Source organism: Frankia sp. AgKG'84/4 (assembly GCF_023242965.2).
Lineage (GTDB): Bacteria > Actinomycetota > Actinomycetes > Frankiales > Frankiaceae > Frankia.
In genome coordinates this window covers 1-21,477 of record NZ_JALKFU020000008.1, presented here as the reverse complement: position 1 = coordinate 21,477, position 21,477 = coordinate 1, and the positions used below count along the sequence as shown (strand labels likewise).

At 68.5% G+C, this 21,477-nt stretch carries 20 protein-coding genes; 1 reads left to right on the top strand and 19 read right to left on the bottom strand.

The features are described 5' to 3' along the window. Positions 1–37: 37 nt before the first annotated feature. The 15 genes from rpsQ to rpsL all read right to left on the bottom strand — a co-directional run bounded on the left by rpsQ (position 38) and on the right by rpsL (position 10,210). Positions 38–355 (bottom strand): 30S ribosomal protein S17, encoded by a 318-nt coding sequence (rpsQ, locus tag MXD58_RS01620; RefSeq protein WP_518476947.1) that lies wholly within the window; start codon positions 353–355, stop codon positions 38–40. Continuing rightward, positions 352–615, bottom strand: a complete 264-nt coding sequence (gene rpmC / locus MXD58_RS01615) for a 50S ribosomal protein L29 (RefSeq protein WP_248838705.1) — start codon at positions 613–615, stop codon at positions 352–354. Before rpmC ends, rpsQ begins: the two co-directional genes overlap by 4 nt. Then, complete coding sequence (gene rplP / locus MXD58_RS01610) at positions 615–1,031, bottom strand: 50S ribosomal protein L16 (protein ID WP_248838704.1); 417 nt, start codon at positions 1,029–1,031, stop codon at positions 615–617. Before rplP ends, rpmC begins: the two co-directional genes overlap by 1 nt. 3 nt (positions 1,032–1,034) lie before the next feature. Continuing rightward, the gene (rpsC, locus tag MXD58_RS01605; protein ID WP_248838703.1) at positions 1,035–2,033 is read right to left on the bottom strand and encodes a 30S ribosomal protein S3; all 999 of its coding nucleotides are present in this window, start codon (positions 2,031–2,033) and stop codon (positions 1,035–1,037) included. After that, on the bottom strand, positions 2,033–2,461 hold the full coding sequence (rplV, locus tag MXD58_RS01600; protein WP_248838702.1) for a 50S ribosomal protein L22: 429 nt from the start codon (positions 2,459–2,461) through the stop codon (positions 2,033–2,035). The genes rpsC and rplV overlap by 1 nt, the downstream gene beginning before the upstream one ends. Further along, a complete protein-coding gene (gene rpsS / locus MXD58_RS01595; protein ID WP_009740524.1) occupies positions 2,454–2,735 on the bottom strand; it encodes a 30S ribosomal protein S19 in 282 nt (93 codons plus the stop codon). The genes rplV and rpsS overlap by 8 nt, the downstream gene beginning before the upstream one ends. 84 nt (positions 2,736–2,819) lie before the next feature. Continuing rightward, positions 2,820–3,653, bottom strand: a complete 834-nt coding sequence (gene rplB, locus MXD58_RS01590; RefSeq protein ID WP_248838701.1) for a 50S ribosomal protein L2 — start codon at positions 3,651–3,653, stop codon at positions 2,820–2,822. A 79-nt stretch (positions 3,654–3,732) separates the two neighbouring features. Further along, positions 3,733–4,029, bottom strand: coding sequence for a 50S ribosomal protein L23 (gene rplW / locus MXD58_RS01585; RefSeq protein WP_248838700.1), 297 nt, complete (start codon positions 4,027–4,029; stop codon positions 3,733–3,735). Then, entirely contained in the window at positions 4,026–4,733 is a 708-nt protein-coding gene (gene rplD, locus MXD58_RS01580) for a 50S ribosomal protein L4 (protein WP_248838699.1), read from the bottom strand. Before rplD ends, rplW begins: the two co-directional genes overlap by 4 nt. Next, positions 4,730–5,434 (bottom strand): 50S ribosomal protein L3, encoded by a 705-nt coding sequence (gene rplC, locus MXD58_RS01575; RefSeq protein ID WP_248838698.1) that lies wholly within the window; start codon positions 5,432–5,434, stop codon positions 4,730–4,732. Before rplC ends, rplD begins: the two co-directional genes overlap by 4 nt. 17 nt (positions 5,435–5,451) lie before the next feature. Beyond that, complete coding sequence (rpsJ, locus tag MXD58_RS01570) at positions 5,452–5,760, bottom strand: 30S ribosomal protein S10 (protein ID WP_007514815.1); 309 nt, start codon at positions 5,758–5,760, stop codon at positions 5,452–5,454. Positions 5,761–5,993: 233 nt separating this feature from the next. Beyond that, positions 5,994–7,187, bottom strand: coding sequence for an elongation factor Tu (gene tuf / locus MXD58_RS01565; RefSeq protein ID WP_248819692.1), 1,194 nt, complete (start codon positions 7,185–7,187; stop codon positions 5,994–5,996). Between the two features lie 75 nt (positions 7,188–7,262). Further along, complete coding sequence (gene fusA, locus MXD58_RS01560; protein ID WP_248838697.1) at positions 7,263–9,359, bottom strand: elongation factor G; 2,097 nt, start codon at positions 9,357–9,359, stop codon at positions 7,263–7,265. A gap of 6 nt (positions 9,360–9,365) precedes the next feature. Further along, entirely contained in the window at positions 9,366–9,836 is a 471-nt protein-coding gene (gene rpsG, locus MXD58_RS01555; protein ID WP_101832667.1) for a 30S ribosomal protein S7, read from the bottom strand. Further along, a complete protein-coding gene (gene rpsL, locus MXD58_RS01550; RefSeq protein ID WP_248819720.1) occupies positions 9,836–10,210 on the bottom strand; it encodes a 30S ribosomal protein S12 in 375 nt (124 codons plus the stop codon). The genes rpsG and rpsL overlap by 1 nt, the downstream gene beginning before the upstream one ends. 656 nt (positions 10,211–10,866) lie before the next feature. Here rpsL and mug point away from each other — a divergent pair. After that, positions 10,867–11,499 carry a G/U mismatch-specific DNA glycosylase gene (gene mug / locus MXD58_RS01545; RefSeq protein WP_248838696.1) on the top strand — a complete coding sequence of 211 codons (633 nt, stop codon included), beginning with the start codon at positions 10,867–10,869 and terminating at the stop codon, positions 11,497–11,499. Between the two features lie 49 nt (positions 11,500–11,548). Here the strand turns inward: mug and MXD58_RS01540 are convergent, their stop codons facing one another. The 4 genes from MXD58_RS01540 to rplL form a co-directional block, all read right to left on the bottom strand. Continuing rightward, on the bottom strand, positions 11,549–12,412 hold the full coding sequence (locus tag MXD58_RS01540; protein ID WP_518476941.1) for an RluA family pseudouridine synthase: 864 nt from the start codon (positions 12,410–12,412) through the stop codon (positions 11,549–11,551). A 189-nt stretch (positions 12,413–12,601) separates the two neighbouring features. Continuing rightward, positions 12,602–16,492: a DNA-directed RNA polymerase subunit beta' gene (locus MXD58_RS01535; protein ID WP_248838695.1), complete on the bottom strand. Its 3,891-nt coding sequence runs from the start codon at positions 16,490–16,492 to the stop codon at positions 12,602–12,604. 106 nt (positions 16,493–16,598) lie between these two features. Then, positions 16,599–20,024 carry a DNA-directed RNA polymerase subunit beta gene (rpoB, locus tag MXD58_RS01530; RefSeq protein ID WP_248838694.1) on the bottom strand — a complete coding sequence of 1,142 codons (3,426 nt, stop codon included), beginning with the start codon at positions 20,022–20,024 and terminating at the stop codon, positions 16,599–16,601. An 878-nt stretch (positions 20,025–20,902) separates the two neighbouring features. Further along, complete coding sequence (gene rplL, locus MXD58_RS01525; RefSeq protein WP_248838693.1) at positions 20,903–21,295, bottom strand: 50S ribosomal protein L7/L12; 393 nt, start codon at positions 21,293–21,295, stop codon at positions 20,903–20,905. Between the last annotated feature and the right edge of the window lie 182 nt (positions 21,296–21,477).

Here is a 21,477-nt window from a genome sequence, read left to right as displayed (position 1 = left end):
TCGGGGCTCCGCCCCGGAGGGACAAACCGCCCCGGAACTACTTGGCCCGCTCCAGGACCTGGACGACACGCCAACGCTTGGTGGCGGAAAGCGGCCGGGTCTCCATCAGGAGCACGCGGTCGCCGACACCGGTGGTACCGCTCTCGTCGTGCGCCTTGATCTTCTTGGTCCGGCGGATCGTCTTGCCGTACAGCGGGTGCTGCACACGGTCCTCAACCGCGACCACGACGGTCTTGGCCATCTTGTCGCTGACCACCAGACCCTCGCGGACCTTGCGGAAGCCGCGGTCCGCGGTCGCCGCGGCCGTCTCCTGCGAAGCCTCCTGGGAGGCCGTCTCGTCTGCCACTGCCCTCACGCCCGTTCCGACTGCGTCGCATCATCGTCCGCCGCGCCGGCCAGCGCGGGATCTTCGGTGATCCCCAACTCGCGTTCGCGCATCACCGTGTAGATCCGGGCGATATCACGCCGCACGGACCGCAACCGACGGTTGTTGGTGAGCTGCCCGGTCGCGCCCTGGAAGCGGAGGTTGAACAGCTCCTCCTTGGCCTCCCGAAGCTTGTCGACGAGCTCATCGCCCGACAGGCCCCGCAGTTCGTCCGCGGTAGCGACTGCCATCACGCACCACCTTCACGAACCACGAACCGGCACTTCATCGGCAGCTTGTGGATAGCGCGCCGCATGGCCTCGCGCGCCACGGCCTCGTCGACCCCGGACAGCTCGAAGAGCACGCGGCCCGGCTTGACGTTCGCGATCCACCACTCCGGCGAGCCCTTACCGGAACCCATCCGGGTCTCGGCCGGCTTCTTCGTCAGCGGGCGGTCGGGGTAGATGTTGATCCAGACCTTGCCACCACGGCGGATGTGCCGGGTCATCGCGATTCGCGCCGACTCGATCTGCCGGTTCGTCACGTACGCGGACTCGAGCGCCTGGATCCCGTACTCACCGAAGGTGATCTTCGTGCCGCCCTTGGCCGCACCAGTACGCCTGGGGTGGTGCTGCTTGCGGTGCGCGACCTTCCGAGGAATCAGCATGATCTATTCCTCCGCCTTCTCCGGAGTGCCCGCAGCCGGCGCGGCAGCCGTTTCGACGACGGCGGCCTGCGCCTCAGGGGCCGCCTTGGTCTCGGTGGCCTTTGCCTCGGGGGCAGCCTTTGTCTCGGGCGTGGCACTCGCCGACTCGGGCGCGCCGACCTCCGCGGGGCCCGTCGACGCCGCGTCGGACGCGGTCGCCTCGGGCGCGGACGTGTTGGCGCCACCACGGCCACCGCGGCGCTCGTTGCGCGCCGCCGCGCGGCCGGCGTCGGTGCCGCCCTGGGTGGTGCCGGACGAGCCGGAGCGCGGTCCGCGTCGCGGCCGGTCCCGGCGGGTCTGGCGCTGCAGCGCCTCCTGAGCCTCGCGCTCGGCGCGGCTCTGGACGATGTCGCCCTTGTAGATCCAGACCTTCACGCCGATGCGGCCGAAGTTCGTCCGGGCCTCGTAGAAGCCGTAGTCGATGTCCGCGCGCAGCGTGTGCAGCGGCACCCGACCCTCGCGGTAGAACTCCGACCGGCTCATCTCGGCGCCACCGAGGCGACCCGAGCACTGCACCCGGATCCCCTTCGCGCCACCCTTCATCGCGGTCTGCATCGCCTTGCGCATGGCGCGGCGGAAGCTGACCCGGCTGGAGAGCTGCTCGGCCACGCCCTGGGCGACGAGCTGCGCGTCGACCTCGGGGTTCTTGACCTCGAGGATGTTGAGCTGCACCTGCTTGCCGGTGAGCTTCTCCAGGTCGCCACGGATGCGGTCGGCCTCGGCGCCACGACGACCGATGACGATGCCCGGGCGCGCGGTGTGGATGTCCACCCGCAGCCGACCCTGGGTCCGCTCGATGTCGACCCGGCTGATACCGGCCCGCTCCATGCCCTTCGACATCATCTTGCGAATCTTGACGTCCTCACCGACGTACGCCTTGTACAGCTTGTCGGCGTACCAGCGGGACGTGAATTCCGACGTGATGCCAAGTCGGAACCCGTGCGGGTTGACCTTCTGCCCCACTACCGGGCCCTCCTTGTCGTCTTCGCGCCCCGGCCAGCCGCGGCGGCGACCGGTTCCCGGCTCTCCACCACGACCGTGATGTGGCTGGTGCGCTTGCGGATCCGGTAGGCCCGGCCTTGGGCGCGGGGGCGGATGCGCTTGAGCGTCGGCCCCTCGTCCACGTACACCTCGCCGACCCAGAGTGTCGCCGGGTCGAGGCTGTGGTTGTTCTCGGCGTTCGCCGCGGCGCTGGCGACGACCTTGTACACGTCCTCGCTGGCCGCCTGCGGGGCGAACCGCAGGATGTCCAGCGCCTCGCTGACCGAGCGGCCACGGACCAGGTCGACGACCCGGCGGGCCTTCGTCGGCGACAGCCGCACGTAGCGGGCGGACGCCTTGGCGCCCGGCAGACCCGCCCGGGTCAGGCCGTCAACAAGATCGTCAGCCACGGCGTGACCTCCGGTCCTCCTTGACGTGGCCACGGAACGTCCGGGTCGGGGCAAACTCGCCGAGCTTGTGCCCGACCATGCCCTCGGTGATGAAGACCGGGACGTGCTTGCGGCCATCGTGCACGGCGATCGTGTGCCCCAGCATGTCGGGGATCACGGTGGAACGCCGGGACCAGGTCTTGATGACGTGCTTGGTGCCCTTGGAGTTCTGGACGTCCACCTTCTTGAGCAGGTGGTCGTCGACGAACGGGCCCTTCTTCAAACTGCGTGGCATGGCTGTGTCTCCTCCTTCCTGCTCAGATTCGGTGGGTGGGGTGAGGCAGCGCGCGGATCACGGTGGCCAGGGTTCCTGAGGTCACTACCGCCGCCTGTTCTGCTTACGACGACGCACGATGAGCGCGTCGGAGGCCTTCTTGTGAGCCCTGGTGCGGCCCTCCGGACGACCCTTCGGGTTGACCGGATGGCGACCACCGGAGGTCTTGCCCTCGCCACCGCCGTGCGGGTGGTCGACCGGGTTCATGGCGACACCACGCACGGTGGGCCGACGGCCCTTCCAGCGCATCCGGCCGGCCTTGCCCCAGTTGATGTTGCTCTGCTCGGCGTTGCCGACCTCGCCGACGGTCGCGCGACAGCGCACGTCCACGTTGCGGATCTCACCCGAGGGCATCCGCAGCTGGGCGTACGGGCCGTCCTTCGCCACGAGCTGCACGCTGGCACCGGCGCTACGAGCGATCTTCGCACCGCCACCGGGCCGCAGCTCGATGTTGTGGATCACCGTACCGGTCGGGATGTTGCGCAGCGGCAGCGCGTTGCCGGGCTTGATGTCCGCGCCGACCCCGGAGCTGACCTGGTCGCCCTGCTTGAGCTTGACAGGGGCGAGGATGTAGCGCTTCTCGCCGTCGGCGTAGTGCAGCAGCGCGATGCGCGCGGTGCGGTTCGGGTCGTACTCGATGTGCGCGACCTTGGCCGGCACGCCGTCCTTGTCCCGCCGGAAGTCGATGATCCGGTACGCCCGCTTGTGGCCGCCGCCCTGGTGCCGGGTGGTGATCCGGCCGTGGACGTTACGCCCGCCCTTCGAGTGCAGCGGGCGGACCAGCGACTTCTCCGGGTGATCACGAGTGATCTCGACGAAGTCGGCCACGCTCGCGCCACGACGCCCAGGCGTCGTCGGCTTGTATCTCCGAATACCCATGGCTTCCTACCGTCCCTGCCACTGAGAGGCGTGGCCCGTCGATCCCTGGCCCACGGCCAGCGCCTCGCGGCGCGTGCGCTCAGGCACCGGGACCTCCGAAGATCTCGATCGTGTCACCCGGCGCGAGGCTGACCAGCGCCCGCTTGGTAGCGGAACGCTGACCCCAGCCGGACTTGGTCCGCTTGCGCTTGCCCTGCCGGTTGATGGTGTTCACCCGCAGGACGCGCACCTTGAAGATCTGCTGGACCGCGAGCTTGATCTGCGTCTTGTTCGCGTCCGGGTGCACGACGAAGGTGTAGACGTTCTCGTCGAGCAGGCTGTAGCTCTTTTCCGAGACCACCGGCCGCAGGATCACGTCACGCGGGTCGGGAATCACTTGTCCTCCTCCGCACCGGCGGCATTCGGCGACGCCGGCTGGCTGGCGCGGGCGAGGAACGCGGTGAGCGCCTCCTCGGTGAACACGACGTCGTCGCTCACCAGCACGTCATAGGTATTGAGCTGACCCGGGTCGAGCAGGTGCACCGACTCGACGTTGCGCAGGCTGCGCCAGGTCAGGTCGTCCCGACGGCTGGCGACCACGAGCACCCGACGGGTGTCAGCGATCGTGCGCAGCGCGATCACGGCGGCCTTCGTCGACGGCGCCTCACCGGAGACCAGCGAGGACACGACGTGCACCCGGTTGTTGCGCGCCCGGTCGGAGAGGGCACCGCGCAGGGCGGCGGCCTTCATCTTCTTCGGGGTGCGCTGGTCGTACTTGCGCGGGGTCGGGCCGTGCACCACGCCACCGCCGGCGAACTGCGGCGCGCGCAGTGAGCCCTGCCGGGCGCGGCCGGTGCCCTTCTGCCGGTACGGCTTGCGGCCACCGCCGCGAACCTCGCCACGGGTCTTGGTGTCGTGCGTGCCCTGGCGGGCCGCCGCGAGCTGCGCTACCACGACCTGGTGGATCAGCGGCACGTTCAGCGGTACGTCGAACACGCCGGCGGGCAGGTCGACGCTGCCGCCGTCACCACCGTTCGGCGCGTGCACCGCGATGGTGCGCGTAGTGGCATCCGAGTCGGATGCGGTCGCCACCGGGGTCATGCCGAGACCTCCTCACCAGCAGTGGTGGCCGCGTTCGGGGCGAAGTCCTCAGGCGCCGGGCGCTTGGCCGCGCTGCGCACGAAGACGAGTCCGCCGTCGGGGCCGGGCACCGCACCCTTCACCAGCAGGTAGCCGCGCTCGGCGTCCACCGCGTGAACGATCAGACCGGGGGTCGTGGTGCGGGCGTGGCCCATCCGGCCAGCCATCCGCAGGCCCTTGAAGACCCTGCCGGGGGTGGCGCAACCGCCGACCGATCCCGGCGAGCGGTGCTTGCGCTCGACACCGTGTCCGGCGCCCAGGCCCTTGAAGCCGTGACGCTTCATGACACCGGCGAAGCCCTTGCCCTTGGAAGTACCGGTGACGTCGACGACGACGCCCGGGGAGAAGACCTCGGTGGTCAGCTCCTGGCCCGGGCTGTACTTGACGGCGTCCGCGGTCCGCAGTTCGGCGAGGTGACGCCGCGGGGTGGCGGCGCTGGTCGCGAAGTGCCCACGAGCCGGCTTGTTGATCTTGCGCGGGTCGATCTCGCCATAGCCGAGCTGGACGGCGGAATAGCCGTCCGAGTCAGGCGTCTTGACCTGCGTGACGACGTTGGGGCCGGCCTTGATGACGGTGACCGGCACGACGCGGTTGTTCGCGTCCCATACCTGGGTCATCCCGAGCTTGGTGCCCAGGATCCCTCTGTAGTTGCGGATGAGCATGACTGCGCCGGCCCCTCTTACAGCTTGATCTCGATGTCGACGCCGGCGGGGAGGTCGAGGCGCATGAGCGAGTCGACCGTCTTCGGCGTCGGGTCAAGGATGTCGATCAGCCGCTTGTGCGTCCGCATCTCGAAGTGCTCGCGGCTGTCCTTGTACTTGTGCGGCGACCGGATGACGCAGTAGATGTTCTTCTCCGTCGGCAGCGGCACCGGTCCCGCGACCTGCGCACCCGTCCGGGTCACCGTCTCGACGATCTTCCGCGCCGAGCTGTCGATGACCTCGTGGTCATAGGCCTTGAGCCGAATGCGGATCTTCTGTGCCGCCATGGTGGGCTTCGCCTGTCCTGTCTGTCTCGTCCGGCCGGTACCGCTACCGGGTCACCGCCCGTAGATTCCCCCGCGCCGGTTGGCGCCCGCCGCCGGCGGTGGGAATCTGCCGGTTACCGCTGTCTCGTGATTGCCTGCCGTGTCACTGCCTGCCACGTCTGCGGCCCGGTGGGGAAGACCGCGCGAGCAGCAATGCGGGCGGTGGGTCACCTCGGACCCACCGCCCGCGACTGCTACTTGAGAACCTTCAGAACCTGGCCGGCGCCGACGGTCCGGCCACCCTCGCGGATGGCGAAGCGCAGACCTTCCTCCATGGCGATCGGCTGGATGAGCTCGACCGTCATCTCGGTGTTGTCGCCCGGCATGACCATCTCGGTGCCCTCGGGGAGGGTCACGACGCCGGTCACGTCGGTGGTGCGGAAGTAGAACTGCGGCCGGTAGTTCTTGAAGAACGGCGTGTGGCGGCCGCCCTCGTCCTTGTTCAGGATGTAGACGCGAGCCTCGAACACCGTGTGCGGGGTGATCGACTTCGGCTTCACGACGACCTGGCCGCGCTCGACGTCCTCGCGCTTGATTCCGCGCAGGAGCAGACCGACGTTGTCACCCGCCTGGCCCTCGTCGAGCAGCTTGCGGAACATCTCGACGCCGGTGACGGTCGTGGTGGTCGTCTCGGGCTTGATGCCGACGATCTCGATCGTCTCGGAGACCTTGACGATTCCACGCTCGATACGGCCGGTGACGACCGTGCCGCGACCGGTGATCGTGAAGACGTCCTCGATCGGCATGAGGAACGGCCGGTCGATGTCACGCTTAGGCTCGGGGATCGACTCGTCGACCGCGGCCATGAGCTCGAGCAGCTTGGCGCCCCACTCCTTGTCACCCTCCAGCGCCTTGAGCGCGGAGACACGGATGACCGGAACGTCGTCGCCAGGGAACTCGTAGGAGCTCAGCAGCTCGCGAACCTCGAGCTCGACGAGCTCCAGGATCTCCTCGTCGTCCACCATGTCGGCCTTGTTCAGCGCGACGACGATGTACGGCACGCCGACCTGACGAGCGAGCAGCACGTGCTCCTTCGTCTGCGGCATCGGGCCGTCAGTCGCGGAGACCACCAGGATCGCGCCGTCCATCTGCGCGGCACCGGTGATCATGTTCTTGATGTAGTCCGCGTGACCCGGGCAGTCGACGTGCGCGTAGTGACGCGAGTCGGTCTGGTACTCGACATGCGCGATCGAGATCGTGATGCCGCGGGCCTTCTCCTCCGGCGCCTTGTCGATCTGGTCGAACGGCGTGAAGGGGTTGAGGTCCGGGTACGCGTCGTGCAGGACCTTGGTGATCGCGGCCGTCAGCGTGGTCTTGCCATGGTCGATGTGACCGATGGTGCCGATGTTGACGTGCGGCTTGGTCCGCTCGAACTTCTGCTTCGCCACGGGTGTCCCTCCAAGGACGGGTGGTGTCGTGCTGGTGTAGTCAGCTGGGGGGTGATGCTCACGCCTCGAGGGCGGTTACTCCCCCCTGGCCTTGGCGATGATCTCCTTGGCGACGTTCCCGGGAACCTCGGCGTAGGAGTCGAACTGCATCGAGTAGCTGGCCCGGCCGGACGTCTTCGACCGCAGGTCGCCGACGTAGCCGAACATCTCCGAGAGCGGCACCGTTGCCCGCACGATGCGGGAACCGCCCCGCTCCTCCATCGCCTGGATCTGCCCACGGCGCGAGTTCAGGTCGCCGATCACGTCGCCCATGTGGTCCTCGGGCGTGGTGACCTCGACGGCCATCAGCGGCTCGAGCAGCACCGGGTCTGCCTTCCTGGCGGCGTCCTTGAACGCCATCGAACCCGCGATCTTGAAGGCGAGTTCGGAGGAGTCCACGTCGTGGAACTGCCCGTCCAGGAGAGTCACCTTGACGTCGACCAGGGGGTATCCGGCGAGAACGCCGAACTCCATGGCCTCCTGGCAGCCGGCGTCCACCGAGGGGATGTACTCCTTGGGGATGCGACCGCCGGTGACCTTGTTCTGGAACTCGTAGCCACCGCCGTCGCCGCCGGAAGGCTCCAGGCTGATGATCACTCGGGCGTACTGCCCGGAACCACCCGTCTGCTTCTTGTGGGTGTAGTCGACCTTCTCCACCTTGCGGCGGATGGTCTCCCGGTAGGCGACCTGCGGCTTGCCGACGTTCGCCTCGACGCCGTATTCGCGGCGCATCCGGTCGACCAGCACGTCGAGGTGCAGCTCGCCCATGCCAGCGATGATCGTCTGGCCGGTCTCCTCGTCGGTCCGGACCTGGAAGGTCGGGTCCTCCTCGGCGAGCCGCTGGATCGCGGTGCCCAGCTTCTGCTGGTCGGCCTTCGTCTTCGGCTCGATCGCCACGTGGATGACCGGTGCCGGGAACGTCATCGACTCCAGGATCACCGGAGCGTTCGGGTCGCAGAGCGTGTCGCCGGTCGTGGTGTTCTTCAGCCCCACCACGGCGACGATCTGGCCCGCGCTGACGCCCTCGCGGTCTTCCCGGTGGTTGGCGTGCATCTGGAGGATGCGGCCGATCCGCTCCTTGCGGTCCTTCGTGGAGTTCAGGACCGGGGAGCCACCGCTGATCTTGCCCGAGTACACCCGGATGTAGGTCAGCTTGCCCACGTACGGGTCACTCATGATCTTGAAGGCGAGGGCGGAGAACGGCTCGTCCTCGGACGGCTCACGACGGACCTCGAGGGCCTCGTCCTTGACCGAGTGACCGACGGTGGCACCGATTTCCAGCGGGTTCGGCAGGTAGTCGACGACCGCGTCGAGCATGGGCTGGACGCCCTTGTTCTTGAAGGCGGAGCCGCACAGCACCGGGTTGATCTTGCTGGCCAGCGTGCCCCGACGCAGCGCGGCGACGAGCTGCTCCTCGGTGGGCTCGACGCCCTCGAGGTAGAGCTCCATCAGCTCGTCGTCGTTCTCGGAGACAGTCTCGACCAGCTTGTCGCGCCATTCCTGCGCGGCCTCGACATGGTCGGCCGGGATGTCGACCGTGTCGTACGAAGCGCCCTTGTCCTCCGACTGCCAGAGGAGGCCCTTCATCCGAACCAGGTCGATCACGCCGCGGAAGTCCGACTCGACGCCCCAGGGCAGCTGGACGACGGCGGGCGTCGCGTCGAGGCGGTCGACCATCATCTCGACGCAGCGGTGGAACTCCGCGCCGACGCGGTCCATCTTGTTGACGAAGGCGATCCGCGGGACGTCGTAGCGGTCGGCCTGCTTCCAGACCGTCTCGCTCTGCGGTTCGACACCGGCGACGGCGTCGAACACCGCGACCGCGCCGTCGAGGACGCGCAGCGAACGCTCGACCTCGACCGTGAAGTCGACGTGGCCGGGCGTGTCGATGATGTTGATGGTGTGGTCACGCCAGACGCAGGTGGTGGCCGCGGAGGTGATCGTGATTCCCCGCTCCTGCTCCTGCTCCATCCAGTCCATGGTGGCGCCACCCTCGTGCACTTCACCGATCTTGTAGTTCACACCGGTGTAGAAGAGGATGCGCTCGGTCGTGGTGGTCTTGCCCGCGTCGATGTGGGCCATGATCCCGATGTTGCGGGTCCTGGCCAGCGCGGAAGGAACGTCAGATGGCATGTCGAGCTACCAGCGGTAGTGGGCGAAGGCCTTGTTGGACTCCGCCATCTTGTGGGTGTCCTCCCGGCGCTTCACGCTCGCGCCGAGGCCGTTGCTCGCGTCGATGAGCTCGTTCATCAGCCGCTCGGTCATCGTCTTCTCACGACGGGCCCGGGAGTAGCCGACGAGCCAGCGCAGCGCCAGGGTCGTGCTGCGGCCGGCGCGAACCTCGACCGGCACCTGGTAGGTGGCGCCACCGACCCGGCGGCTGCGCACCTCCAGCGTCGGCTTGACGTTGTCGAGCGCCCGCTTCAGCGTGACGACCGGGTCGTTGCCGGTCTTGTTCTTCGCACCCTCGAGCGCGCCGTACACGATGCGCTCCGCGACGGACTTCTTGCCGCTCATCAGCACCTTGTTCACCAGCGCGGTCACCAGCGGCGACCCGTAGACCGGGTCGACCACGACGGCGTGCTTGGGTGCGGGCCCCTTGCGCGGCATCAGCCCTTCTCCTTCTTCGCGCCATACTTGCTGCGAGCTTGCTTGCGGTTACGGACGCCCTGCGTGTCGAGCGCGCCTCGGACGATCTTGTAACGAACGCCCGGAAGATCCTTCACTCGCCCACCGCGGACGAGCACGATCGAGTGCTCCTGCAGGTTGTGGCCGACGCCGGGAATGTAGGCGGTGACCTCGATCCCGCTGTTCAGCCGGACTCGTGCCACCTTGCGCAGCGCCGAGTTCGGCTTCTTCGGGGTGGTCGTGTAGACGCGGGTGCACACACCACGACGCTGAGGGCTCCCCTTGAGTGCCGGGGTCTTGGTCTTCTCGACCTTGTCCTGCCGGCCCTTTCGGACCAGCTGCTGGATCGTGGGCAACGCCGCTCCCGTTCCTGTGACGCCTCGTCGTACTGCCTTGGGCAACCAGACCGGTCCGCCGGCCTACCTGCGTTTCCTTCGCGACCCGTACCGCGAGCCACCCTGTCGGCTCCAGTCGCTACTTCCGACCCACGCGGTCGGGTGTGTCGCGCTGTCCCAGTAAATTTGGATCAAGGATTTCGATGATCCAAACCACTTGTGGAGAGCACGCCAGCCCGCCCGGCCGCCTTGCGGAACCGAGCTCGACAGTCGCCGACGGACCCCTGAACGGCGACGTTACGTCAACACGTTCAGCGCCACGGCGCCACATCGAAGTACGGGACGCACGCCAGAGTCACGCGGACCCTGGCCACGGGCATCAACAGTACTCCACAGCCGCGTCACGTGTCGAACGGGGTACCGAACGACCTCCCGCGCAGACAGCCACAGGCCCACGGTGAACGCAACTACACCCGAACAGCCTGGTCGGCGCGCCGAGGCCGACAATCCACTACCCGCGGAGCGGGGCGGCCGGACCTCACGCGACCCACCAGGCGAGCAATCGGGAACCGAGCGACCTTCCTGGAACCAACGGATCCAGGGGACCGACCGACGCCACCGTGACACTGGCAGGCTGTACAGATCAGCACGATACCTGCTACGGAGGCTCCGCGGACATGTTCGACGCAGTTGACGGAGATCCACCCGGGCCGGCGGCCACTCCGGGACCACCGCGGCGCGCCGACGGCCGCCCGATCCGACCCACCAGGGAACAGCTCCTGGCCGCGTACGGCACCACGGTCGGGGACCTCGTCGCGCCGCGCACCACCGTCCTGTTGTGCGGCATCAACCCGTCGCTGGAGTCCGGGGCCACCGGATTCCACTTCGGCACGCCCAGCAACCGCCTCTGGCCGGTGCTGCACCTCGCCGGCTTCACCCCGCGCCGGCTGCACCCGAGCGAGACCGGCGAGCTGACCAGCCGCGGCATCAGCATCACGAACTTCGTCCCGCGTTCCACCGCCCGCGCCGACGAGATCGACGACGACGAGATTCGGGCCGGCGTCACCCGCCTGGGCGAGCTGGTCGAGCGGATCGAGCCGGCCTGGGTCGCCTTCCTCGGCCTGGCCGCCTATCGCCTGGGCTTCCGGCGGCGCACCGCCCGCGTCGGCCGCCAGCCCGAGACACTGGGACCGGCGGCCATCTGGCTGCTGCCGAACCCCAGCGGCCTCAATGCCCACTACCAGCTTCCCGACCTTACCCAGGCCTACGGGGAGCTACGCGAAGCCGCCTACGGCCCGATCAGGCCGTAGCGCGGGGCCGCCGGGCGAGCAGATCGCGCCCGACCCCTGCCATGACCGCTCAGTCGCCCGACTCCAGCAGCCACGACGGCACCGGCGGCACCGGCGGCACCGGCGGCACCGGCGGCACCGGCCAGGGCAGCAGACCGGACAGGGCGCCCGGCAGATCCGGGGGCACGAGGTCCCCGACCGGAGCCCAGAAGTCGCCGCCCGGGTCCGCCTCGAGCCGCCGGCGGATCCCCCCGCTGTCAAGCGCCAGGCGCCAGGAGTGCAGCAGGGTGCGCGACGTGGCCGTGCGGTCGAAAAGCGGATCGCCCTCGATCGGATGTCCGATCCAGGCCAGATGCACCCGGATCTGATGCCGCCGCCCGCTGATTGGAGTGGCCAGGAGCAGCGTGGCGTCGCCGCCTTCCCACAACCGGCGGAACTGGGTCACTGACGGATAGCTGCGGACATGCCCGAACACCGCGCCCGCCGGGACCGACCAGTGCCCCACCGCGTCGCCGGACGCGGAATGCGCGGTGACGCGGGTAACGATGTCGCCGCGGTTCGCGGCGATCCGGACCCGGTTCTTGCGCCCCACGCTCAGTGGCAGGTCAATGGTGCCCACCGCGGGCAGGCCGCGGGTCCGGGTGAGCACCAGGTAGCCCTTGTCCACCGTGCGCCGCTGGAACTGGCGCGTGAGGTCGCCGTGGTACCGCAGTTCGCGGGCGAACAGCACCAGGCCCGAGGTGGCCTTGTCGATGCGGTGCACGGGGAACAGCTCCTCACCGGCCGCAGCGGCGAGCCGGACGAGGTCGGTGTCGTGCCGCTCCCCCATCACCGAGATGCCGGCCGGCTTGTCGAGCGCGAGCATCGTGTCGTCCTCGAACACCAGGCCGCCGGCGCGCAGCTCCGGCCACGACGGCGTCAGCGTGTTCGTCACCGCGGGCTCATCCTCCAAAGATCGCGGGCACAGCAGCGCGGGGGCACCTAGCGCGGGTTCACAGCAGCGCAGGAGCACAAACGCCGAAACGGCGGCCCGGCTCCCCGTCGTCCGAGGGGAAGCCAGGCCGCCGTCGCCATCCGGTCACCGGTGCCCCGGCCAGGCCATGCCGGCCGGGGCACCGCCGGATCAGCGGTAGTCGCCGGTGCTGCGGAAGTCGAACTCGTCCAGCGGTACTGCCTGGCCGGAGCCCGTACCGAAAGCGCCGTACTCGACGCTCGCGCCGTCCTCGTACGCCCCGACGGAGTACATCGCCGCGCGGGCCTCCTCGGTCGGCTCCACCCGGATGTTGCGGTACCGGGAGATACCGGTACCGGCCGGGATCAGCTTTCCGATGATGACGTTCTCCTTCAGGCCGACGAGCGAGTCCGAGCGCGCGTTGATCGCCGCGTCGGTGAGCACTCGCGTCGTCTCCTGGAAGGAGGCCGCCGACAGCCACGACTCGGTGGCCAGCGACGCCTTCGTGATGCCCATGAGCACCGGGCGGGCCGACGCCGGCTGACCGCCGGTCTCGACCACCCGACGGTTCTCGGACTCGAACCGGGCCCGCTCGCACAGCTCGCCGGGCAGCAGGTTGGTCTCACCCGACTCGAGCACGTTCACCCGCTTGAGCATCTGGCGGATGATGATCTCGATGTGCTTGTCGTGGATGGACACACCCTGCGACCGGTACACCTCCTGGACCTGCTCGACCAGGTGAAGCTGGACCTGGCGCGGGCCGAGGATGCGCAGCACCTCGTGCGGGTCGACGGCACCGTCGACGACCTGGTTGCCGACCTCGATGCGGTCGCCCTCACGGACGCGCAGCCGGGAACGGCGCGAGACCGGGTAGGCGATCTCCTCGCTGCCGTCGTCCGGCACCACCACGACCTTGAAGGTCTTGTCGGTCTCCTCGATCTTCACCCGACCGGAGACCTCGGTGATGGGCGCCTTGCCCTTCGGGCTACGCGCCTCGAACAGCTCGACGACACGCGGCAGACCCTGCGTGATGTCGTCGCCGGCGACGCCACCCGAGTGGAAGGTACGCATCGTGAGCTGGGTGCCCGGCTCGCCGATGGACTGCGCGGCGACGATGCCGACGGCCTCGCCGACGTCGACGAGCTTGCCGGTGGCCAGCGAGCGCCCGTAGCACTGGGCGCACACCCCCATCCGGGACTCGCACGTCAGCGCCGAGCGGACCCGCACCTGCTCGATGCCCGCCTCGATGATCTGGCCGATCGCCACGTCCCCGGCATCGGTGCCGGCGGGGACGATGATCTCCCCGCTCTCGTCGACCGCGTCGGAGGCGAGCGTGCGGGCGTACGCCGAGGTCTCGGCGTAGCGGTCGCGCACCAGCGTGCCGTCGGCGCCGGCGCGGGCGATCCGGGTGAGGATGCCGCGCTCGGTCCCGCAGTCCTCCTCGCGGACGATGACGTCCTGGCTGACGTCGACGAGCCGGCGGGTCAGGTAGCCGGAGTCGGCGGTACGCAGGGCGGTGTCGGCCAGACCCTTACGGGCGCCGTGCGTCGAGATGAAGTACTCGAGCACGGTGAGGCCCTCGCGGAAGTTCGCCTTGATCGGCCGCGGGATGATCTCACCCTTGGGGTTGGAGACCAGTCCACGCATGCCGGCGAGCTGCCGGATCTGCATCATGTTTCCGGCGGCCCCGGAGTTGACCAGCACGTAGACCGGGTTGGTCTTCGGGAAGTTCGCCTCCATGGCCTCGGCGATCTTGTTCGTCGCCTCGGTCCAGATCTGGACCAGCTCGCTGCGGCGCTCCTCGTCGGACAGGAAGCCGCGGTCGAACTGCTTCTGCACCCGGTCGGCCCGCTGCTCGTACTCGTCGAGGATCTCGGCCTTGCGCGGCGGCGCGACGACGTCCTCGATGGCGACGGTGACACCGGACCGGGTGGCCCAGTAGAAACCGGCGCTCTTCAGGGCGTCCAGGGTCGCCGCGACCTGGATCTTCGGGTACCGCTCGGCCAGGTCGTTGACGATCGTGGCCTGGGCCTTCTTGTTCAGCTGCTCGTTGATGAACGGGTAGCCCTCCGGCAGCGCCTCGTTGAGCAGGCAGCGGCCGAACGTGGTCTCCAGGGTGAAGTGATCCCCGGTGATCCACTCCGCGGGCGGCGTCCAGTCCGACGGCGGGGTGGTGTCCCGCAGCCGCACGTTGATCTTCGCCTGCAGCCCGATCTCCCGCGCGTCGTAGGCCATCTGCGCCTCGGCGACGGAGGAGAACGAGCGGCCCTCGCCGATCGCGCCATCGGACAGCGTCGAGAGGTGGAACACCCCGGTGACCATGTCGAGGCTGGGCATCGCCAGCGGTCGACCGGACGCCGGCGAGAGGATGTTGTTGCTCGACAGCATCAGGATCCGGGCCTCGGCCTGCGCCTCGGCGGACAGCGGAAGGTGCACCGCCATCTGGTCGCCGTCGAAGTCCGCGTTGAACGCGGTGCAGACCAGCGGGTGGATCTGGATGGCCTTGCCCTCGACGAGCTGCGGCTCGAAGGCCTGGATGCCGAGGCGGTGCAGGGTCGGCGCCCGGTTGAGCAGCACCGGGTGCTCGGTAATGACCTCTTCGAGCACGTCCCAGACGACCGGGCGGGCCCGCTCGACCATCCGCTTCGCCGACTTGATGTTCTGCGCGTGGTTGAGGTCCACCAGGCGCTTCATCACGAACGGCTTGAACAGCTCCAGCGCCATCTGCTTGGGCAGGCCGCACTGGTGCAGCTTGAGCTGCGGGCCGACGACGATGACCGATCGGCCGGAGTAGTCGACGCGCTTGCCGAGCAGGTTCTGGCGGAACCGGCCCTGCTTGCCCTTGAGCATGTCGGACAGCGACTTGAGCGGGCGGTTACCGGGACCGGTGACCGGACGGCCGCGGCGGCCGTTGTCGAACAGCGCGTCGACGGCCTCCTGCAGCATCCGCTTCTCGTTGTTGACGATGATCTCGGGCGCGCCGAGGTCGAGCAGCCGCTTGAGCCGGTTGTTCCGGTTGATCACGCGGCGGTAGAGGTCGTTCAGGTCCGACGTCGCGAACCGGCCACCGTCGAGCTGCACCATGGGGCGCAGATCCGGCGGAATCACCGGGACACAGTCGAGCACCATCCCCATCGGGGAGTTGCGGGTGTTCAGGAACGCCGAGACGACCTTGAGCCGCTTGAGCGCGCGGGCCTTCTTCTGGCCTTTGCCGCTGCGGATGGTCTCGCGCAGCGAGTCCGCCTCGGCGGCCAGGTCGAAGTCGGCCAGCCGGCGCTGCAGCGCCTCGGCGCCCATGCCGCCGTCGAAGTACTGGCCGAACCGGTCGCGCAGCTCGCGGTAGAGCAGCTCGTCCGGCTCCAGGTCCTGGACCTTCATGTTCTTGAAGCGGTCGAAGACCCGGTCGAGGTCGTCGATCTTGCGCTGCGCGCGGTCGCGGATCTGGCGCATCTCGCGCTCGGCCGACTCGCGGACCTTACGGCGCGCGTCGCCCTTGGCACCCTCGGCCTCGAGCTGCGCGAGGTCGCCCTCGAGCCGCTTCTGCCGGGTCTCGACATCGGCGTTCTTGCGGTCCTCGAGCTGCTGCTTCTCGACGCCGATACGGGCCTCGAGAGTGGACAGGTCGCGGTGGCGCGCGTCGGTGTCAACCCGCGTGATCATGTAGGCGGCGAAGTAGATGACCTTCTCGAGGTCCTTCGGCGCCAGGTCGAGCAGGTAGCCGAGACGGCTCGGGACACCCTTGAAGTACCAGATGTGGGTGACCGGGGCGGCCAGCTCGATGTGCCCCATCCGCTCGCGGCGGACCTTGGCCCGGGTGACCTCGACGCCACAGCGCTCACAGATGATGCCCTTGAAGCGGACCCGCTTGTACTTACCGCAGTAGCACTCCCAGTCCCGGGTCGGACCGAAGATCTTCTCGCAGAAGAGTCCGTCCTTCTCCGGCTTCAGGGTGCGGTAGTTGATCGTCTCCGGCTTCTTGACCTCGCCGTGCGACCACTGGCGGATATCGTCCGCGGTGGCAAGACCGATGCGCAGTTCGTCGAAGAAGTTGACGTCCAGCAAGACTGTCGCCTGCTCTCTCTTTCTCGGTCGGGACGCTGGAGTCGGGCCGGCTCGCCGGGGGCCCGCTGCCACCTCAGGTCAGGTGGGCCGGGCCCCCGGCGGCCGGTCAGACCTCCTCGACGCTGCTCGGCTCGCGCCGGGACAGGTCGATCCCGAGTTCCTCCGCCGCACGGAAGACGTCCTCGTCGGTGTCACGCATCTCGATCTGCACACCGTCGCTGGAAAGCACCTCGACATTGAGGCACAGCGACTGCATCTCCTTGATGAGCACCTTGAACGACTCCGGGATACCGGGTTCCGGAATGTTCTCGCCCTTGACGATCGCCTCGTAGACCTTGACCCGGCCCACGACGTCGTCGGACTTGATGGTCAGCAGTTCCTGCAGGGCGTAGGCGGCGCCGTACGCCTCCAGCGCCCACACCTCCATCTCGCCGAACCGCTGGCCGCCGAACTGCGCCTTACCGCCCAGGGGCTGTTGCGTGATCATCGAGTAGGGGCCGGTCGAACGAGCGTGGATCTTGTCGTCGACCAGGTGGAGGAGCTTGAGGATGTAGATGTAGCCGACGGCCACGGGGTACGGGTAGGGCTCGCCGGTGCGCCCGTCGAACAGGGTCGCCTTGCCGGAGGAGCCGATGAGCCGGACACCATCGCGGTTCGGCAGGGTGGAGTCGAGCAGGCCGGTGATCTCCTCCTCGCGGGCGCCGTCGAAGACGGGGGTCGCCACGTTGGTCCCCGGCGGGGCGGCGTCCGCGCCGATGCCGCGCAGCCGCTCCTTCCACTCCTCCTGGCCGGTGTCGACCTGCCAGCCGGTCTTGGCCACCCACCCGAGGTGGGTCTCCAGGATCTGGCCGATGTTCATCCGGCGCGGCACGCCGTGCGGGTTGAGCACGACGTCGACGGCAGTGCCGTCCTCGAGGAACGGCATGTCCTCGACCGGGAGGATCTTGGCGATGACGCCCTTGTTGCCGTGCCGGCCGGCGAGCTTGTCGCCATCGGTGATCTTGCGCTTCTGGGCGACGTACACCCGGACCAGCTCGTTGACGCCGGGCGGGAGTTCGTCGCCGTCCTCGCGGGCGAACACCCGGACACCGATGACCTTGCCGGACTCGCCGTGCGGCACCTTCAGCGAGGTGTCGCGGACCTCGCGGGCCTTCTCACCGAAGATTGCGCGCAGCAGCCGCTCCTCCGGGGTCAGCTCGGTCTCGCCCTTCGGGGTGACCTTGCCGACCAGGACGTCGCCGGGCGAGACCTCGGCGCCGATCCGGATGATCCCGCGCTCGTCGAGGTCGGCCAGGACCTCCTCCGCGACGTTCGGGATGTCCCGGGTGATCTCCTCCGGGCCGAGCTTGGTGTCCCGGGCGTCGACCTCGTGCTCCTCGATGTGGATCGAGGAGAGCACGTCGTCCTGCACGAGACGCTGCGACAGGATGATCGCGTCCTCGTAGTTGTGCCCCTCCCACGGCATGAAGGCGACCAGCATGTTCTTACCGAGCGCCATCTCGCCGTTGTCGGTGCACGGGCCGTCCGCGATCGTCTGGCCGGCCTCGATCCGGTCGCCTTCGTTCACAATCGGCTTCTGGTTGATGCAGGTGCCCTGGTTCGACCGGCGGAACTTCGCCAGCCGGTAGGTGCGCCGGGTGCCGTCGTCGTGCATGACGGTGATGTAGTCCGCCGAAAGGTCCTCGACGACACCGGCCTGAGTCGCCACGACCACGTCACCGGCGTCCTTGGCCGCCCGCGCCTCCATGCCGGTGCCGACCAGCGGCGCCTCGGACCGCAGCAGCGGCACCGACTGGCGCTGCATGTTCGAGCCCATGAGCGCGCGGTTGGCGTCGTCGTGCTCCAGGAACGGAATCATGGCGGTGGCCACAGAGACCATCTGACGGGTCGAGACATCCATGTAGTCGACCTCGTCCGGCGGGATGAACTCGACCTCACCGCCCTTTCGGCGGACCAGGACGCGGTCCTCGGCGAAGGTTCCGTCCGGCTGCAGCGGCGCGTTCGCCTGCGCCTTGACGTGCCGATCTTCCTCATCAGCGGTCAGGTAGTCGATCTGGTCGGTGACGCGGCCGTCCACGACCTTGCGGTACGGCGTCTCGACGAAGCCGAACGGGTTGATCCGCGCGAAGGTCGACAGCGAGCCGATCAGGCCGATGTTCGGGCCTTCTGGCGTCTCGATCGGGCACATCCGGCCGTAGTGGCTGGGATGCACGTCGCGGACCTCGAAGCCAGCCCGCTCCCGAGAAAGACCACCTGGGCCAAGCGCATTCATCCGACGCTTGTGAGTCAGCCCAGCCAACGGGTTGGTCTGGTCCATGAACTGTGAAAGCTGGCTGGTGCCGAAGAACTCCTTGATGGAGGCGACGACCGGCCGGATATTGATCAGGGTCTGCGGCGTGATCGCCTCGACGTCCTGGGTGGTCATCCGCTCGCGGACGACCCGCTCCATCCGGGCCAGGCCCAGGCGGACCTGGTTCTGGATCTGCTCGCCGACCGAGCGCAGGCGCCGGTTGCCGAAGTGGTCGATGTCGTCGACCTCGTAGTCGGCCGGGTCGGCGCCCGCGTGCAGCTTGACGACGTACTCGATCGTGCGTACGACATCGTCCTCGGTCAGGACGCCGACGTCGTACGCCACATCGAGGGAGAGCTTCTTGTTGACCTTGTAGCGACCGACCTTGGCCAGGTCGTAGCGCTTCGGGTTGAAGAAGAGGTTCTCCAGCAGGGTCTGCGCCGACTCCCGCGTCGGCGGCTCGCCAGGGCGCAGCTTGCGGTAGATGTCCAGCAGCGCGTCGTCCTGGCTGGCCGTGTGGTCCTTCTCCAGGGTCACCCGCATCGACGGGAAGTCGCCGAACCGCTCGAGGATCCGCGCCTCGTCCCAGCCGAGTGCCTTGAGCAGCACAGTGACGGACTGGCGACGCTTGCGGTCGATGCGGACGCCGACGGTGTCCCGCTTGTCGATCTCGAACTCGAGCCAGGCGCCCCGGGAGGGGATCACCTTGCAGGAGTAGAGGTCCTTGTCCGACGCCTTGTCGAGGCTGCGCTCGAAGTACACCCCGGGTGAGCGCACGAGCTGGCTGACCACAACCCGCTCGGTCCCGTTGATCACAAAGGTCGCCTTGGGCGTCATGAGCGGGAAGTCGCCCATGAAGACCGTCTGGCTCTTGATCTCACCGGTGGTGTTGTTGGTGAACTCGGCCGTCACGAACAGCGGGGCCGAGTAGGTCATGTCCTTGTCCTTGCACTCCTCCACGGAGTACTTGGACGGCTCGAACCGGTGGTCCCGGAAGGACAGGGACATGGAGCCCGAGAAGTCCTCGATCGGGGAGATCTCCTCGAAGACCTCCTCCAGACCGGAGGCGATCGGAACATCGTCCCGACCCGAGTCGATGGCCTCCTGAACCCGCTCCGCCCAGGCGTCACTGCCGATCAGCCAATCGAAGGACTGCGTCTGAAGAGCAAGGAGGTCCGGGACCTCGAGGGGCTCGATGATCTTAGCGAACGAGATGCGGGAGGAAGAGCGCGAGGCGGCCAAGGTGGTCCTTCCGGTGGCCTGATCGTCGGGCTGGCGTCGCGGACGTCAAGGATCCGTCGGGGGTGGTCAGGTGATCAGTATCTCGCTACGGTTGTCGGGAACAGCGGCGGGGGAAGCCCGCCGGTGAGAGGATGACCGCGAGGCACCCGGGTGCGGCGGCCATACCGGGGCACCCGGTGGCCGGTCGCGCGGTCGCAGTCGGCCGTCGTCCCGCAGCGGGAATAGTCGGTCCTGGCCCGTCGGTCCGCGAAACCGCAGGCGTGCGGCAGGGCAGGCGTGCGGCTGACCGCGGGCATGCCAAATCGTCGTCGCGGCGCGAGCGCGCGGCGACGCCGGTGTCCGCCGAGAACAACGGGTCGGTGCACGGGCGTTGGGATCCTCGATGTGGCTGCCATACAGCCGTGCCACGCACCAGCACGGCCAACGCGCCCCCGGCGTCATACCGATCCCCACCGCGGACACGGCTTCCGACTCTGTAGGCCGGGCCGCCTGGCGGCGCGTACGGGACCCCCACTTCAGAGCCCAACCTCACCGCGAAACCGGTGCTGGCGGAGCCGATGCGACGAAAAGGGCAGCGCAAACTAGCAGTGTAGCCGACAGGCACACCGCTGGCAAGAACGTGCGTGGTAGGACCGCGCGGACGGAACGTTGCTCACCGCATCTGCTTCCCGACGAATGTTCGCGACATGATGGAACCTCGATCGACAGAGGCAGTCAACCCCCTTCGGGAAACGTCACGAACGGTCCGAGTCGCTCAACCGCCTACGTAGCAGCGTATCCAGGTGTTCTACCCGCAAGACGCCACGTGCCGGGGCACTCGGAGGTGCCCCGGCACACGGGTGAGCGTGGCGGCCGACCCAGCGGGCCGGCCCGCCGAACTACTTGACGGAGACCGTCGCGCCAGCGCCCTCGAGAGCCGCCTTGGCCTTGTCCGCGGCCTCCTTGGCAACCTTCTCCAGAACCGGCTTGGGCGCGCCGTCGACGAGGTCCTTGGCCTCCTTCAGCCCGAGGCTGGTGAGCGCGCGGACCTCCTTGATGACCTGGATCTTCTTGTCGCCGACGGACTCGAGGATGACGTCGAACTCGTCCTGCTCCTCGGCGGCGGCAGCCTCGCCGCCCGCGCCACCGGCGACCGGGGCCGCGGCAACGGCGACCGGAGCGGCCGCGGTGACGCCGAAGGTCTCCTCGAACTGCTTCACGAACTCCGAGAGCTCCAGCAGCGTCAGTTCCTTGAACGCGTCCAGCAGCTCATCGGTCGACAGCTTCGCCATGGTGGCGTGTTCCTTCCTCGTCAGGTCAACTTGCTCGGGCCGACCTCGACCCGCGGGTCGGGCCGACCACTGGGATCAGGGTGTAGTGCGGTGGAACGGAAGCGGAGCGCGCTACTCTGCGGCGGCCTCGGCCGGCTCGGCCGGCTCGGCAGCCGCGGGCTCCGCGGCCGGGGCCTCGCTCG

Coding starts and splice junctions, on each gene's coding strand:
- rpmC (WP_248838705.1), bottom strand. CDS start 615: ATGGCAGTCGCTACCGCGGACGAACTGCGGGGCCTGTCGGGCGATGAG.
- rplP (WP_248838704.1), bottom strand. CDS start 1,031: ATGCTGATTCCTCGGAAGGTCGCGCACCGCAAGCAGCACCACCCCAGG.
- rpsS (WP_009740524.1), bottom strand. CDS start 2,735: ATGCCACGCAGTTTGAAGAAGGGCCCGTTCGTCGACGACCACCTGCTC.
- rplB (WP_248838701.1), bottom strand. CDS start 3,653: ATGGGTATTCGGAGATACAAGCCGACGACGCCTGGGCGTCGTGGCGCG.
- rplD (WP_248838699.1), bottom strand. CDS start 4,733: ATGACCCCGGTGGCGACCGCATCCGACTCGGATGCCACTACGCGCACC.
- rplC (WP_248838698.1), bottom strand. CDS start 5,434: ATGCTCATCCGCAACTACAGAGGGATCCTGGGCACCAAGCTCGGGATG.
- rpsJ (WP_007514815.1), bottom strand. CDS start 5,760: ATGGCGGCACAGAAGATCCGCATTCGGCTCAAGGCCTATGACCACGAG.
- fusA (WP_248838697.1), bottom strand. CDS start 9,359: ATGCCATCTGACGTTCCTTCCGCGCTGGCCAGGACCCGCAACATCGGG.
- rpsG (WP_101832667.1), bottom strand. CDS start 9,836: ATGCCGCGCAAGGGGCCCGCACCCAAGCACGCCGTCGTGGTCGACCCG.
- mug (WP_248838696.1), top strand. CDS start 10,867: ATGTTCGACGCAGTTGACGGAGATCCACCCGGGCCGGCGGCCACTCCG.
- rplL (WP_248838693.1), bottom strand. CDS start 21,295: ATGGCGAAGCTGTCGACCGATGAGCTGCTGGACGCGTTCAAGGAACTG.